Origin of the sequence: Pseudoalteromonas sp. UCD-33C, assembly GCF_001306895.1 — a bacterium.
GTDB lineage: Bacteria > Pseudomonadota > Gammaproteobacteria > Enterobacterales > Alteromonadaceae > Pseudoalteromonas.
Genome location: NZ_LJTB01000004.1, coordinates 142,885 through 158,262 on the forward strand (window position 1 = coordinate 142,885; position 15,378 = coordinate 158,262).

General features: G+C 40.9%; 15 protein-coding genes. 11 read left to right on the plus strand and 4 right to left on the minus strand.

Annotated features, from left to right (window positions below):
- Positions 1 to 49 precede the first annotated feature (49 nt).
- Positions 50 to 1,015, minus strand: coding sequence for an AraC family transcriptional regulator (locus tag AOG26_RS10695; protein WP_054562469.1), 966 nt, complete (start codon positions 1,013 to 1,015; stop codon positions 50 to 52).
- A gap of 97 nt (positions 1,016 to 1,112) precedes the next feature.
- On the opposite strand from AOG26_RS10695, the gene AOG26_RS10700 reads away from it, so the two are divergent.
- The 11 genes from AOG26_RS10700 (at position 1,113) to AOG26_RS10750 (ending at position 12,146) form a co-directional block, all read left to right on the plus strand.
- A complete protein-coding gene (locus tag AOG26_RS10700; protein WP_054562470.1) occupies positions 1,113 to 1,433 on the plus strand; it encodes a DUF962 domain-containing protein in 321 nt (106 codons plus the stop codon).
- A 9-nt stretch (positions 1,434 to 1,442) separates the two neighbouring features.
- The gene (locus tag AOG26_RS10705) at positions 1,443 to 2,192 is read left to right on the plus strand and encodes a class II aldolase/adducin family protein (RefSeq protein ID WP_054562471.1); all 750 of its coding nucleotides are present in this window, start codon (positions 1,443 to 1,445) and stop codon (positions 2,190 to 2,192) included.
- A gap of 9 nt (positions 2,193 to 2,201) precedes the next feature.
- On the plus strand, positions 2,202 to 3,089 hold the full coding sequence (locus tag AOG26_RS10710; protein ID WP_082401604.1) for a bile acid:sodium symporter family protein: 888 nt from the start codon (positions 2,202 to 2,204) through the stop codon (positions 3,087 to 3,089).
- Positions 3,090 to 3,345: 256 nt separating this feature from the next.
- Positions 3,346 to 4,251: a sensor domain-containing diguanylate cyclase gene (locus tag AOG26_RS10715; RefSeq protein WP_054562472.1), complete on the plus strand. Its 906-nt coding sequence runs from the start codon at positions 3,346 to 3,348 to the stop codon at positions 4,249 to 4,251.
- A 122-nt stretch (positions 4,252 to 4,373) separates the two neighbouring features.
- Positions 4,374 to 5,327 (plus strand): SPFH domain-containing protein, encoded by a 954-nt coding sequence (locus AOG26_RS10720; RefSeq protein WP_054562473.1) that lies wholly within the window; start codon positions 4,374 to 4,376, stop codon positions 5,325 to 5,327.
- An 8-nt stretch (positions 5,328 to 5,335) separates the two neighbouring features.
- Positions 5,336 to 5,788 carry an NfeD family protein gene (locus tag AOG26_RS10725; protein WP_054562474.1) on the plus strand — a complete coding sequence of 151 codons (453 nt, stop codon included), beginning with the start codon at positions 5,336 to 5,338 and terminating at the stop codon, positions 5,786 to 5,788.
- Between the two features lie 103 nt (positions 5,789 to 5,891).
- Positions 5,892 to 6,728: a patatin-like phospholipase family protein gene (locus AOG26_RS10730; RefSeq protein WP_054562475.1), complete on the plus strand. Its 837-nt coding sequence runs from the start codon at positions 5,892 to 5,894 to the stop codon at positions 6,726 to 6,728.
- 189 nt (positions 6,729 to 6,917) lie between these two features.
- Complete coding sequence (locus tag AOG26_RS10735; protein WP_235575483.1) at positions 6,918 to 9,002, plus strand: carbohydrate-binding family V/XII; 2,085 nt, start codon at positions 6,918 to 6,920, stop codon at positions 9,000 to 9,002.
- A 199-nt stretch (positions 9,003 to 9,201) separates the two neighbouring features.
- Positions 9,202 to 10,827 (plus strand): methyl-accepting chemotaxis protein, encoded by a 1,626-nt coding sequence (locus AOG26_RS10740; RefSeq protein ID WP_054562477.1) that lies wholly within the window; start codon positions 9,202 to 9,204, stop codon positions 10,825 to 10,827.
- A 39-nt stretch (positions 10,828 to 10,866) separates the two neighbouring features.
- On the plus strand, positions 10,867 to 11,673 hold the full coding sequence (locus tag AOG26_RS10745; RefSeq protein ID WP_054562478.1) for a substrate-binding periplasmic protein: 807 nt from the start codon (positions 10,867 to 10,869) through the stop codon (positions 11,671 to 11,673).
- Positions 11,674 to 11,675: 2 nt separating this feature from the next.
- Entirely contained in the window at positions 11,676 to 12,146 is a 471-nt protein-coding gene (locus AOG26_RS10750; RefSeq protein ID WP_054562479.1) for a DM13 domain-containing protein, read from the plus strand.
- Between the two features lie 84 nt (positions 12,147 to 12,230).
- Here AOG26_RS10750 and ahpF read toward each other — a convergent pair whose 3' ends face one another.
- The 3 genes from ahpF to AOG26_RS10765 form a co-directional block, all read right to left on the minus strand.
- Positions 12,231 to 13,811, minus strand: a complete 1,581-nt coding sequence (ahpF, locus tag AOG26_RS10755) for an alkyl hydroperoxide reductase subunit F (protein WP_054562480.1) — start codon at positions 13,809 to 13,811, stop codon at positions 12,231 to 12,233.
- 155 nt (positions 13,812 to 13,966) lie between these two features.
- Entirely contained in the window at positions 13,967 to 14,536 is a 570-nt protein-coding gene (ahpC, locus tag AOG26_RS10760) for an alkyl hydroperoxide reductase subunit C (RefSeq protein ID WP_054553958.1), read from the minus strand.
- Positions 14,537 to 14,744: 208 nt separating this feature from the next.
- Positions 14,745 to 15,248: a 2,4'-dihydroxyacetophenone dioxygenase family protein gene (locus AOG26_RS10765; protein WP_054562481.1), complete on the minus strand. Its 504-nt coding sequence runs from the start codon at positions 15,246 to 15,248 to the stop codon at positions 14,745 to 14,747.
- Positions 15,249 to 15,378 lie beyond the last annotated feature (130 nt).

Sequence of the window (15,378 nt, forward strand, 5' to 3'; positions counted from 1 at the left end):
CTAGTTAAAACGCTAGATACAAACACCTCACTGAATAAAACCGTGCTTATTATGACTCTGCTATTATTGCCATTTTTTGCTTGTAGGTTTTTGGCGACATGCCATACCAGCGATGAAATGCATGATGAAATGCACTAATTTCAGAGTAGCCACATAAAAAGGCTATCTCAGTAACTGAAAGATCTGTTTCGTTTAACAATGACACACTTTTTTGCTGTCTTAAACTTGCTAATTCTTTACTAAAACTTGTGCCCTCTTTTGCAAGACGGCGCTGCAGCGTTTTTTCACTCATATTAAGTGCTTTTGCCATTGCTTTACTGGTGGTTTGGCCTTGAATTAAATGCTCTTCAAGCAAAATTCTCAATACCTGCGTCACATTCGTTTGCGTCACTAGTTTCATCTGGCTTGATAAAACTGGTTCACTATCGGTATTTTCGCTAAAAAACAGGCTGTGGGTCGTTGCGCCGTATTCAATTTTGCAATTAAAGTGCGCATTAATCTCACTGTGAGGCTCTTTACGCTGCAAGCAAATTCGCGTTGGGTGCCAATCTTTTCCCTTTACAGTGCGCGCTATTTTTACACAAAACGCCATGGGCGCTTCGTAGCTTAGCAGTGACATATCACGCTCACCATCACTAAAGTTAAAGCGAAGTTCATACTCACTTCCATGATCGATAAGCGACACATTATGTGTATCGCCCATCAATTTTTGATAACGCAATATCAGCCGAAAAGCACTCAATAACTGTGTTGACTGAATAATCGCCATGCCTACCACCGGAATAGCGCGTACATTCATGTTACTGCCAACATAAAGACCTAAATGGGTGTTTGGTAACATGGCTTGCGCCTGCTTCCAAAGCATACTGACACTGGCTTGTGGGTATCGGGCTGTTTGGCTACTTAATTCTGCTAAAGGAATATTTGCCGCTGCAAACAATTCATTAATTGGTAAACCCTGCCACTTAAACGACTCAGCCATAGCACGAAGCCACCAGCTTGATAAGGTTCTCATGCACGTCCTAAACAAACAATTTAATGACCTATATTATCAAGTAAATAAAAGAATAAAAGCCTATTGTTAACCTGTAATTAACAACGGAGACAACAATATGGGCACTGTAGCAAGTAAACGCGAGTTCGCGAGCTTTAAAGAGTTTTACCCCTATTACTTACAAGAACACAAAAATAAAGTCTGTCGACGCTTACATTTCATTGGCAGTTGGATTGTTTTGGCTATTTTGTTTGCCGCTATTTATCAGCAGCAATATAGCTGGCTAATTTTATGCCCAGTTGTGGGCTATGGCTTTGCTTGGGTTGGTCATTTCTTTTTTGAAAAAAATCGCCCCGCTACTTTTACACACCCTTTTTATAGCTTTATTGGTGATTGGGTCATGTTTAAAGACATTATTATTCGCAAAGTACCATTTTAGGAAAACACCATGACGATGAAACACACAGTATCAGAGCAAGAATGGCAAGCCCGTGTTGAGCTCGCTGCCGCGTATCGCCTAGTTGCTTTATATGGCTGGGATGATTTAATTTTTACCCATATTTCAATGCGCGTTCCCGGCACAGACAACGAATTTTTGATAAACCCGTATGGCATGATGTTTCACGAAATTACCGCATCAAGTCTTATCAAAGTAGATCAACAATGTAATAAGCTGCATGACAGTGAATACCCAGTTAACCCTGCGGGGTTTAATATTCATAGCTGTATTCATATGGCCCGTAATGATGCCCACTGCGTTATTCACACCCACTCACTCAATGGCACAGCAGTGTCTGCTAACAAAGACGGCTTATTGCCTATCTCTCAGCAAGCTGTTGTTGTGCACTCAGGTTTGGGTTATCACGACTACGAAGGCATTGCCCTTAATCCTGCAGAACAAGACCGTTTAGTGAATGACCTAGGTTCTAATAACTTTTTAATGCTACGTAATCATGGCCTATTAACTGTGGGTAAAACGGTCGCTGATGCATTTTTGTTTATGTATATTTTTGAAGCTGCATGTGCTGTACAAACTCGTACTTCACAAAATACCGAGCAACTCGTACAAGTACCTAGCGCGATTATTGAGGGTATCAAAGGGCAAACTGAAGTTGCTACTAAGGGACTGGGCGGCGCAATTGCTTGGCCTGCCTTACTGCGCTTACTCGACAATAAAAGTCCGGGTTACGATCAATAAGGATATACCATGCAAATTGATATCATGACTAAAATAGTGCTGCCTTTAGCACTATTTATCATCATGTTTGGCATGGGGTTAGGGCTTAAAAAGCAAGACTTTAGGGCATTATTTATTAGCCCCAAAGCACTTTCAATAGGCTTAAGCTGCCAACTACTGTTATTGCCAAGCGTTGCGTTTTTATTAGCAATGAGTTTTACCCTATCCCCAGAGCTCGCTATTGGCCTGATTTTAGTGGCTTGCTGCCCGGGTGGTGTGACCTCAAACCTTTATACCTATTTATTCAAAGGGGATGTTGCGCTTTCAATAAGTCTAACAACGCTAGCAACATTTATCTCACCGTTTACCTTGCCACTGATTATGCATTTTGCCATGCATACATTGAGTGTGCCGGGCCACGAATTCGCTTTGCCAGTGATTAAAACCATAGTGCAAATGCTGATGATAACGGTACTTCCTGTTTGTTTAGGAATGGTATTTAATCACTTTAAACCCCATTTGAGCTTGAAAATAGAACCCTTTATACGTCGTTTTTCGAGTGTATTCTTAATTGTGATAGTGCTTAGCATTATTCATAAAAATGCTGACCAAATGCTGAGCTTTTTTGCGACCAGTGGCATTGCAACGCTGACATTAAACCTCAGCACGCTGTTACTAGGGCTGTTTTTTGCAAAAATATCGGGCTTAGATCACAAGCAACAAATGAGCATTGCGGTTGAAGTTGGGCTACAAAATGGCACCCTTGCCATTTTAATTGCGAGTACCTTAATCAATAATGCCGCCATGGCAATTCCTGGAGCAACCTATAGCTTATCAATGTTTGTAACGGGTTATATTTTTTGTCGCTTATTTAGCGCGCATCATACAAAACACCTTGCCATTCTCAACAAAGCATAAAAGCCAAAGTGATGACTAAAAACAAGGAAGTTTTTAATCACACAGTAATAAAAAATAGTTAAAATTTGAGATAACCAAACGAGTCTAAAATACACCTAATAACAAAGTTCATCACCCATCCTAACTATTAATTTTTTATTTATTTTTCATAACTATACCTAAATCATTAGTTATAATTTTTGCTCTGTGGTCAGTCTTGTTTAATAAGATATTTTCGTTCACTATCAATTTATGGCTTGTTATATAGGGACATATTGTGGCCGAACTTAATAACTCTAAATTGCCCGTTCATGTTGCTGAATTAAAGTTTGCGCTTGATAACGTACCCGCATACGTTTACATAAAAAATGAGCTCGGGCATTACGTTTATGCTAATAAGCTTACCTTGGGTTTATTTGCTTGCTCTGAGCAAGAATTACAACATAAAAGTGATGTGGACTTTTTCCCAATTCCTGACGTAAAAAAGCTAGCAAAAATAGACAAGCGGGTGCTCAGCGGTGAGCGTACCCGTGAAGAAGTTGAGCTTACCTTTCCCGACGGACACCAATATATTTTCTGGGAAGTGAAAACCCCTATTATTTGCGACACAGAGCCCAACAAAGTCATCGGCATTTTAGGTATTGCAACAGACATTACCGAACGAAAACACCTTGAAGAACAACTCCTCTACGCTGCCTCCACCGACCCGCTAACTGAACTTTTAAACCGCCGCTATTTTTATATTCGCTTATCGCTTGCGTTACAAATGAGCAAGCGCGACCAAAACTATGGTGCAGTAATATTTATCGACCTTAATAAGTTTAAAAAATTAAACGATCAATATGGCCACAATACCGGCGACGCTTATCTTGTTGAGATTGCACAAAGAATGAAAACAGTTGTGCGCGAAAAAGACTGTTTAGCCCGCATTGGTGGCGATGAGTTTGTTGTATTACTTGAAGGGCTAAGCCGAAATGAGCAAACAGCCAAACAAAATGCCTATCGCGTTGCCGATAAACTACAAACAGCCATCGAAGTTGAGTTTATTCACCAAGATCTTAACTATAAGGGCTCAGCCAGTGTCGGCGTCACCATGTTTTTAGGTACACAAAAAACTGCTGAAGAGATTGTCGCACAAGCAGATCAACATATGTATTTGATAAAACATGCACTGAATTATTAATACAAGGCATAAAGAATAAAACTGCACTTAAACAGGTAACGATTACAAATCAATAGCGCGCTTTGCTTTGTGGTGGTAATCTGAGCAGTGAAAAATAATATTAATTGTATTAAGGAAAGTACATGGACCCCGTTTCTAGCATTTTAGACCTGTTGTTAAATGTAGAAGTCTTTCTTCTAATTTTTGTTTTAGTGCTACTAAAAAGTAGCGTTAAATTTGTGCCGCAAAATCGTGCCTGGTTAATCGAGCGTTTTGGTAAGTACCATTCGACCAAAGAAGCCGGCTTAAACTTTATTGTGCCATTTATCGACCGTATTGCCGCTGACCGCAGTTTAAAAGAACAAGCGCAAGATGTGCCTTCGCAGTCTGCTATCACCAAAGATAACATCTCGCTTATCGTCGATGGTGTGCTGTATTTCCGCGTGCTTGACCCGTATAAAGCCACTTATGGTGTTGATGACTATGTATTTGCGGTTACTCAGCTATCGCAAACAACGATGCGTTCTGAACTTGGTAAAATGGAACTAGATAAAACCTTTGAAGAGCGCGACATGTTAAACACCAACATAGTTACAGCGATTAACCAAGCATCTGAGCCTTGGGGTATTCAGGTTTTACGTTACGAAATTAAAGATATTGTGCCACCTAATTCTGTAATGGAAGCCATGGAAGCACAAATGAAAGCTGAGCGTGTAAAACGTGCGCAAATTTTAGAATCGGAAGGTGACCGTCAATCTGCTATCAACGTGGCAGAAGGTAAAAAGCAAGCGCAAGTCCTTGCTGCCGAAGCTGAAAAAGCCGAGCAAATTTTACGCGCTGAAGGTGAGGCGAAAGCGATTATCGCCGTTGCTGAAGCACAAGCAGATGCACTACGTAAAGTGGGTGAAGCCGCCGATACAGAGCAAGGCCAAAAAGCAATTCAACTCGACCTAGCCACTAAAGCCATTGCCGCTAAAGAAGCCATTGCTCGTGAGTCATCTGTGGTATTACTTCCTGAAAGTGGTACTGACGCAAGCTCGCTTGTAGCTCAAGGTATGTCTATTATTAACTCTTTGAATAAAAAGCAACAAAGTTAGGTGGGCTGATGGCATTTTTAGATACCCATTTAGCCGAAGCACTGATGATTATAGGTGTTATCGCGCTAATTGTTGAAGTTGCAGTACTGGGTATGAGTACCTATGTATTACTGTTTTTAGGCTTATCTTTATTTGCCAGTGGCTTACTAATGAATATAGGTCTACTTGATACGAGTTACACTACCGCGCTTTGGAGCAATATCGTGTTTACTCTTGGTTTTGCTCTCGTGCTTTGGAAACCTCTCAAACGCATGCAGGATAAAACCGATACTAAGCCGATACATAGCGATTTTGCTGAGCTTACCTTTGTCGTTAATGCCGATGTTGATGATAAAGGGTTAACCACACATCAGTATTCGGGTATTACATGGCAATTAAAAAGTCAGTCTCCCATTGCTGCTGGTAGCACAGTAAAAGTAACCGACAAACAAGTTGGTGTACTTTGGGTAGAGGCGGTATAACTCAGCAATAGTTAAACCTCATTTAGAGCCAAAACTCTATTTAGTTTTGTAACCGTGTTTGCTATGGTTAGAAGCACTCACGGTTACAAGCAAGGTTGCGAAAATGAACAATAATAAGGCACTCGTTGTAGAAGGTGGTGCAATGCGTGGCATTTTTGCCACTGGCGTACTGGATGCTTTTATTCAAGCCAATTACCAACCTTTTAATCAATGCTATGGTGTTTCTGCCGGAGCCACTAACATTGCAGCTTATTTGTGCGCCCAATACAAACGTAACCATGCAGTGATTACCGATTACTCTTGCCGACCAGAGTTCATCGATTTTGTTCGATTTATTAAAGGTGGCCATCTGTTTGATTTAGACTGGCTGTGGCAAGAAACCATCCGTGATATTCGTCTAGATCTCGACACCTTCGAAAAACAAGCCAGTGAATTTTATATAGTCACAACCAATATTCAAACTGGACAGGCAGAGTACTTAAAAGCAAATGCGGTTCATCTTGAACAGCAATTAAAAGCCTCATGTGCGCTGCCGATTGCTTATCGAGAATTTCCTGTTATCGACAATTTGCAACTTACTGATGGTGGCGTGGCAGATTCTATTCCTATTCGTAAAGCATACGAGATGGGTAATAAAGAAATCACCGTTATTTTATCTCAGCCTCTTGGCTATAAGAAAAAGCCTTCAAAAGCGCCTTGGTTCGTTAAACGTCTTTATAAAAACACCCCTGCATTAGCAGAAGCCACCTTAAGACGCGCAGAAAATTACAATCAAAGCATTGATTTTATTACCAACCCACCAAGCGATTGTAAAATTAATATTATTGCACCGCCACCCAACTTTGCTGTTGGTCGAACAACTAAATCATTTGAAAAACTCAGTGCGGGTTATGAAATGGGCTTAAATGCGGGCTCACATTTTTTAACTCAAGTTGCCTAAGCTAACGCTTTAAAATAGGAACAATTTTTAAGCGTTTTCGATGTCATTGGCTATACTTTAAAGAGTTATGTTAGCCAAGGATTGACCATGAAACTCCCCCTACCTTTTATTACTGCCATCAGGCTTTTAATACTCTCTTTTCTATGTTTTTTTTCATTTTTTAGCCAAGCTATTGAATGGCCTCAACAAGTGCAAACATCACAAGGCACACTCATTGTTTACCAGCCACAACCCGAGAAACTAAATGGTAATACTTTAACAGCCCGTGCAGCAATGTCATTTTCGGTTTCTGGCAATGACGCAGTGTTTGGCGTATTTTGGTTTAGAGCTAAATTAGATACTGATCGCGAAAACGATACCGTCACCGTTCGCAATATGACTGTCACCGATGTACGCTGGCCTGAGTCAAAAGATGCAGGCGAACAAAAATTTACTGCTGTCGTTAATGAAGCAATAAAAACCAGTCAATTCGAAACCTCGCTTTCGCAACTTACCGCCAGCCTTGAAAGTGCAGAAGCAGCAGAACAAAGTTTAACGCAGTTAAAAACCGACCCTCCAACGATTATTTTCACAGAGCAACTGTCGGTATTATTGAGTTTTGATGGTGAGCCTAAGTTTAGTAAAATTGAAAACAGCCAATATGAGCGCGCTTTAAACACTGCCATGACAGTGATTAAAGATAGCAAAAGCAAACTATGTTATCTCACCGATGGGCAATTTTGGTATCAGGCAAAACAAGCCAAAGGGCCTTATGACTATACTCAGTCGCCACCGGCTGAACTTGTAAAAATGCTTCCTAAAGATACCGAAAGCTCAGATCTAAGTGCGCCACCAGCCATTGTTGTTACAACTAAACCCACCGAACTTATTGCAACTGATGGCGCAGCTAAATGGAAAAGCTTAACCGGTGGCGAGCTCATGTATGTGTTTAACACTGAAACCCCGTGGCTACGTGAAATGCAAACGAATAACATGTATGTCTTATTATCTGGACGCTGGTATCGCGCAAAACAACAAACAGGCCCATGGACCTTTGTACGTGGCGACGAACTACCAGAAAGCTTTGCCAATATTCCACCTGAATCAGATTTAGGGGGCCTCAGAGTTTCAGTTGCTGGCACTGAAGAAGCTGACGAAGCAATATTAGATGCAAAAGTGCCGCAAACAGCGGCTATCAGCCGTAAAGACACTAGTTTAACTGTGTATTATGATGGTAAACCTAAGTTTGAACGTATCCCGGGCACGCAAGTTTCTTATGCCATAAATACTGATGCACAAGTGCTGCAAATTAAAGGCAAATATTATGCAGTCGATAATGCAGTGTGGTTTAAGGCAGACTCCGCACAAGGCCCTTGGCTTGTTGCTGATAGCATTCCAAAAGATGACATCGCAAAAATTCCTCCAAGTTCACCCGTTTACAACGTCACTTATGTTGATATTTACGAGTCAACTCCTGAGGTGGTGTATGTTGGTTATTACCCAGGTTACATGTGGTCATACCCTTATTATGGCGTACCAGTGTATGGAACGGGTTGGTATTACCCGCCATACTGGGGCGGTGGCTACTACTACCCTCGCCCACCGACTTGGGGTTTTAATATTGGCTATAACAACTGGACGGGTTGGTCGTTTGGCTTAAGTTGGAGCAATGGATTTTTAAATCTAGGTATGAATTGGAATGTTGGATGGCCAACCCATTATCGACCTTATCATTGCTGTAATGGCTGGTATGGCGGTGGTTACCGCGGCCCAGTTATTATTAATAATGGCAATATCAATATTGGTAACAAAATTAATGTCGGTCATAAACCTGGCCACCATAATAAGCAACCAAGGCATAATATTTATAAACGCGATCAGAGTAAGTCTCGTCTTGCTTCAAAGCAGCAAGTGAAACGCGATTTAAAAACAGCCATCAGCCAACGCGATAAAGCAAACAACGTGTTCGCCGACCAAAAAGGTAACGTGCTCAAGCATGATGCCGATAAATGGCAGCAACGTGTTGAGGGTAAATGGCAAACATTACCTACCGATAAACAGCAACAAATCAAAGATCGGGCACAAAATATTGACCGCCAACAAGTGCAAAATAAATTGCAAAGCATAGATAAAAGTAAAGCGAAGCAAACATTACAGCAACGCCAGCACACTCAAAATAGGCAACAAAATCGTATGCAGCAATTAAATAGGGCAAATAGAGCACGTCAGCAAGGTATGCAGCGTCAACAAATGCGCCGTAATACACAAAGACAAATGCCTAATCGCGGTCATTAATGTAAAAACAGGAACAAAACAAAGCCAGTGTAAATACTAGCTTTGTTATCTTAGCGAAAGGTAACGCCCTCTGTGGCTACTTTTAAGTCGTAATAGATATGTCTCTTAAGAAAAAGCCTGCAAAACAATTGCAAAAACTTGCTTAAAACTATTTCTCTATTAGTTTTAATACTAAGTCCTTACAAAAATTTGCACGCTCATGTTAAATAACTATACCGTTCGTACGCGATTAGCCGTCTTGGCTTTGTTACCGGTTACAGTTTTTGTGATCACCTCTATTTTTACAATGTCTATTATGTCGGGCATGGTTAAAGGCATCGACAGTTTGTATGACGATAGAGTCATCCCCCTTGAGCAGATAAAAACAGTATCGGACAATTACGCAGTTAGCATTGTTGATCTATTCCATAAATACCGCGCTGAGCAAATTTCAAAAACTGACTTTCTAGCCGCCGTTGAAAATGCAAAAAATGTTGCTGATAGCAAATGGAAAAGCTACTTAGGGACCAAGCTAACCACAGAAGAGCAGCGCTTAGTTAATATCGTGGAAAAGAATCTCGCTGTAGTAGAAAGCGAACTAAGCACATTTTTAAACCAAGTAAAAAGTGACCAACTTAAAGCAGTACCTAACGAGGTATTCGTAAAAAATCTTTACGATGTGTTTGACCCTCTCAGTGAAAGCTATCAAGGGCTAATAAACTTACAAATCAATGAGGCTAACAAGTTTAAAAACGCCGCAGATAAAGATTTTGCTCAAGTCAGTATCGCTATGACTGCCTCTATCACTGTATTAATAATTTTATTATTGGCTATTGCCTTTATTATATACCGCTCTATCCATAACCCATTGTTATCGCTTAGTGAAACGATAGGCTCTATCTCAGAAAATGCCGACTTACGTCTGCGTGCAACAACCCATGGTAATGACGAAATAGCCCAAGCGGCACATCACTTTAATGCCATGATGGAGCGCATTCATGCCTTAGTAAATGATGTAACCAGTGCAACACTCACCCTTTCATCTGCTGCTGAGCAAATGAACTCAATTAGCGACCAAGTTGCAAGCACAGCCACAGAGCAAGAACATCAATCAGCAATGATTGCCACTGCCATTACACAGATGAGCAGTGCCATAGAGCAAGTGGCCGCAAATGCATTATCAACATCAGTAAAAGCCACTCACACTGATAAAACTGCTAAACAGGGTCAGCAGTCTGTGCAAGAAAATATCGACGCAATAAACCGTCTATCACATATCGTTAATGCGAATACAAAATTAATCAATGAGTTAAATACACAATCAACAGATATCAATCAAGTGGTGATGATGATCCAAGGCGTTGCAGAACAAACCAATTTACTCGCTTTAAATGCGGCCATTGAAGCAGCACGCGCTGGTGAGTCGGGTCGCGGTTTCGCAGTAGTAGCCGATGAAGTAAGGCAGCTTGCACACAACACGCAAAAAGCCACAGCCAGTATTAACGAAATGATCAGTAAACTACAAACAATGGCGCAGCAAGCCGTTACCGCCATGGGTAATGCCGACGAAAGTGCTAAACAAAGTGTTGAATACGCAGAGCGCTCATCACAATTACTGACTGAAATTACTCAAGAAATGACACTTATTGCCGATATGAACAACCAAGTATCCACCGCAACGGATGAGCAAACCACTGTTGCAAACGAACTAAGTTGTAATATTAATGAATTTAGTAGTAGCATTTCACTGGTTAGCGAAAGTTCGCAACAAAATGCGCAAGCCAGCCAAGAATTGGCTTCATTGGCTTCGCGTTTACAACAGCAGGTGCATGTTTTCAAAGTATAGTCGTATAAAACTGCGCTCAAAAAGCAGAGACTCGAAATAATGAACAGAGCAATACTGATATTACAAATGACGTTTACTCTGTTGAGTCTACAGGCCTTAGCTCATGAACAAATCGTTATTCAGCTTGCTAAACCCAGCTATACCGATGCGGTAAAAAACCAGTATATTCACGATATTCTCGACAAAAGTTTTGCCGCAATGGATGTGGATGTTGTGCTGCTTTATAACGTTAGACCTATGAACGATAAAAGAATTATCGAACAGCTCAGCCATAATAAAACGATAACCTTAGCGTGGCTTTCTTTACCTCATAAGCAGCTTGATTCATTAGTCAGAACGACAATCCCACTCTATAAAGGGTTACACGGCAAGCGTTTGCTTATTATCCGTCATGAAGACCAAGAAAAGTTTAGCAATATTAAAAGCCTTGCTGAATTAACCCCCTTAGTTGGCCTGCAACAACAAAGTTGGTCAGATTATACCGTGCTGAAAAACAATGGTTTAACAGTTAATGGCGAGCTTGATTACCCAGGGATGATAAAAGCCCTTGAAACAGGGCTCGGTGATTACTTTCCACGCTCAGTACTGGCAATTGGCACCGAACTGAATAGACTAAAACAGTTCAATTTTGTCATTGCGCCAAACATTATGTTGCAATATCCCAGCGACTATTACTTTTACTTAAGCAAAGAGAATCAACACATTAGAGATATACTAGAACAAGGTATGCAAAAATTGCATCAATCAGGTGAACTTGAGAAGCTCTATTTGCAATACTTTGGTGATGTTGAAAAACAATTTTCTTTAAAACAACGTCACATCATAACGCTAAAAAATAAGGAGTAAGCATGCTAAAAGCGCTGCTAATTATCATTATGACATTGGCGATTTTTGCTGCGGGTTTTATAGCTGGAGTGTACAGTTTACCTATTTTAACTGAACAACCAGCACCCGATATTGCTATTTTGAAGCAGCACCAAGGTCGATCGCAGTTTAGTGCAACGTTTAAGCCCGACCTCAAAGGCTCAGATCGCTTACATTATGGTGATGGCAAGGTGTATCTAACGAATGATGCTATTTCTATGCAGGGCACGTTATCACCTGGGCCTGACTATCAACTTTATCTATCGCGAAACTTTATTGATACCGAAGCCGATTTCTTAGCACAAAAAGGCACAATGCAGCGTGTTGCAGGAGTGCGTTCGTTCAATGGCTTTAAATTAGTTGTACCACAAGGTATCGATGTCAGTGATTACAATACAGTAGTTATTTGGTGTGAAAGTTTTGAGGAGTTTATTACTGCAGCGCAGTATCAATAGCTGTATTAATAAAAACAAAGCCGCCTTTGGAGAGGGCGGCTTTAAAGCGGCAGCTATGGGTGTGAGCTGCCTAATCAAGAGTCATTAAGCTGCATCTTCTGTGCTTTGAGTTTCATCGCTGTGGCGAATTAAGTAATCAAATGCACCTAAGCTTGCCGTTGCACCACTGCCCATAGCAATAATGATTTGCTTAAACGGCGTTGTTGTTGCATCACCTGCCGCGTAAACACCCGGTAATGATGTTGCACCTTTGCTATCAATTTCGATTTCGCCAAAGCGAGTCAGTGATAACGCTGAATCTTTTAACCATTCAGTGTTTGGCACCAAGCCGATTTGCACAAAGATACCTGCAAGCTCAAGTGATTTTTCATCGCCAGAGATGCGGTCAATATAGCTTAAGCCTGTTACTCGTTTACCATCACCAACAACTTCGGTCGTTTGCGCGTTTTTGATAATAGTAATGTTGTTTAAGCTATTTGCTTTACGAATAAGTACTTCATCAGCACGTAAGGTATCAGCAAATTCAAGAACGGTGACATGCTCAACAATGTTTGCAAGGTCAATTGCAGCTTCAATACCTGAGTTACCACCGCCGATTACTGCTACTGCTTTGCCTTTAAATAACGGACCATCACAGTGAGGACAGTAAGCAACGCCATGACCGCGATACTCTTTCTCCCCTGGAACATTCATTTCACGCCAGCGTGCACCGGTTGCTAATACCACTGATTTAGCATTTAAAACCGCGCCATTTTCTAGCGTGATTTGATAATTATCTTGCTTAGTAAGCGATGCCGCACGTTGGTTTTGCATAACATCAACGTCGTATTCTTTTACGTGCTCTTCAAGTTGTGCAACCAATTTAGGACCTTCGGTCGCTTTAACTGATATAAAGTTTTCAATTGCTAATGTGTCTGATACCTGACCACCAAAACGCTCTGCAACCACACCCGTATTTAAGCCTTTACGTGCTGAATAAATTGCCGCAGAAGCCCCTGCTGGGCCACCACCAACAACAAGTACATCGAATAGCTCTTTATCGTTCAGTGCTTCGGCTTGGCGTGCAGCCGCTTTTGTATCTACTTTATTTAAGATATCAGTCAGGTTTACAGCGCCTTGGCTGAATAACTCACCGTTTAAGTACACAGCCGGTACTGCTAACACATTACGCTCGTTCACTTCGTCTTGGAACAAGGCGCCATCAATCATAGTAGCCGTAATATTTTCATTGTGTGCCGCCATCAAGTTAACTGCTTGCACTACTTGCGGACATGTTTGACAACTTAATGAAATATACACTTCAAAGTTAAGCGGCCCTGGTAATGATTTAATTTGTTCAATTTCAGTCTCTGATGCCTTACTTGGATGACCGCCTGTATGCAGTAGAGCAAGGATCAAGCTTGTGAATTCGTGGCCCATAGGCACACCCGCAAATGTGATTTGCGTATTGTTAATAGGTGAAGATACCACCATAGATGGACGACGCACATCTTGGCTAGGGTTATCTCGCACCGAGAATTTGTCGCTTAACGAAGCTAAATCGTTTGCTAAGTTTTTAAGTTCTGTTGATTTATTGCTGTCATCCAAGGCGATAAGCAGCTCAACAGGGCTGGTAATAGAAGCAAAGTGGCTTGTTAATTGGTTTTTGATATTCGTATCTAACATGGCTTAGCCCTTGAGTTCAGAATAAATAATCTAGAAAAATTTTAAATATAACTGCCCACCACCCGCTAATGTGCTTAATGTGAGTTGTGATGGGCAATTAGGGTTGCATTGAGATAGCAAAGCCAAGCTTTGCTATCGTTTAATGCAGTGGCAAATTAGATTTTGCCAACTAGGTCTAGTGAAGGAGCAAGTGTCTCTTCACCTGGCTGCCATGATGCAGGACATACTTCACCGTCGTGGTTAGCAATGTACTGTGCAGCTTGTACTTTACGTACTAACTCTTTCGCGCTACGGCCGATACCTAAATCGTGAGTTTCGATTACTTTGATTTCGCCTTCAGGGTTCATTACGAATGTACCGCGAAGAGCAAGGCCTTCGTCTTCAATCATCACACCGAAGTTACGAGTAATACGGCCTGTCGGGTCACCAATCATTGGGAATTTGATTTTACCAATTGTGTCAGACGTATCGTGCCATGCTTTGTGAGTGAAGTGTGTGTCAGTAGATACTGAGTAAACTTCAACGCCCATTTCTTGAAGTTGCTCGTAGTAATCAGCAACATCACCTAGCTCTGTAGGACATACGAAAGTGAAATCTGCTGGGTAGAAGAAGAAGATTGACCACTTACCTAGCACGTCTTTTTCTGTTAGTTCTACAAAGTCACCGTTGTGGTAAGCTGTTGCATTGAATGGTTGTAGTTTTGTGTTAATTAATGAAGTGCTCATAGTATTCCTCATTGATGTATTTAAAAATGTTTAATTAACGCAGCCTTGCGTCTGCTTGATTAATACAATAGAGGTCTGAGCGATCAAAATAAAATTGATTGTTTAGATTAAATCGATTTGTTTTTTAGATTGAAAGAATGGAAATACCAAAAACTACAAAGCCCTCAATTACTTATGTAACAAAGGGCTTTCACTTCAGGGAACAAAATTACTTACTAAAACCGTATAAACTCTTTGGTTTAATGTAGTTAGGCTCAATTCCTTGCTCTTTTGCAGCTGCTAACATCACTTGCTCAATCCAACCTGCATCCATAATGTTCATATAGTTACCATCTGGGTCAAAGTTAATGTTAGACCCCATAACAACCATAAAGGTATCTGTCACTTCAGTGTTGTCTGCTGGTACTTGAAATTGATGAATCGAACCGCCTGGCTCAAACAAATAGCTACCAGCCACTTGTAAATCGTCTGGGTATTCTGTGTAGTGCCAGCTGCCCGCCAAGGTATATAAATGTACAACACCAGTATGAAAGTGCTTTGGCAAAACCGTACCTGGCTCAAATAAAACACGTAATACCCATACCCCATTCTCTGAATCCAGCATGAGTGGATAAATGTGTACCCCTGGTAAGGCGTTTTTAATCAGCTTTTCATCATTTGTATGAATAGTCAGTAAGAAATCTTGATGATTAATAATATCTGGTAATGCCATGTGTGTGCCCTCTTTTCTAAGTATTTGTAAAACGACTCATTGCTCCAGTTAATATATTGTTAAACTTTAATGACTTGTATTACTTTACTTTTCACGCAATTTTTTTTACTTTTTACGCCAGCGCACTAAA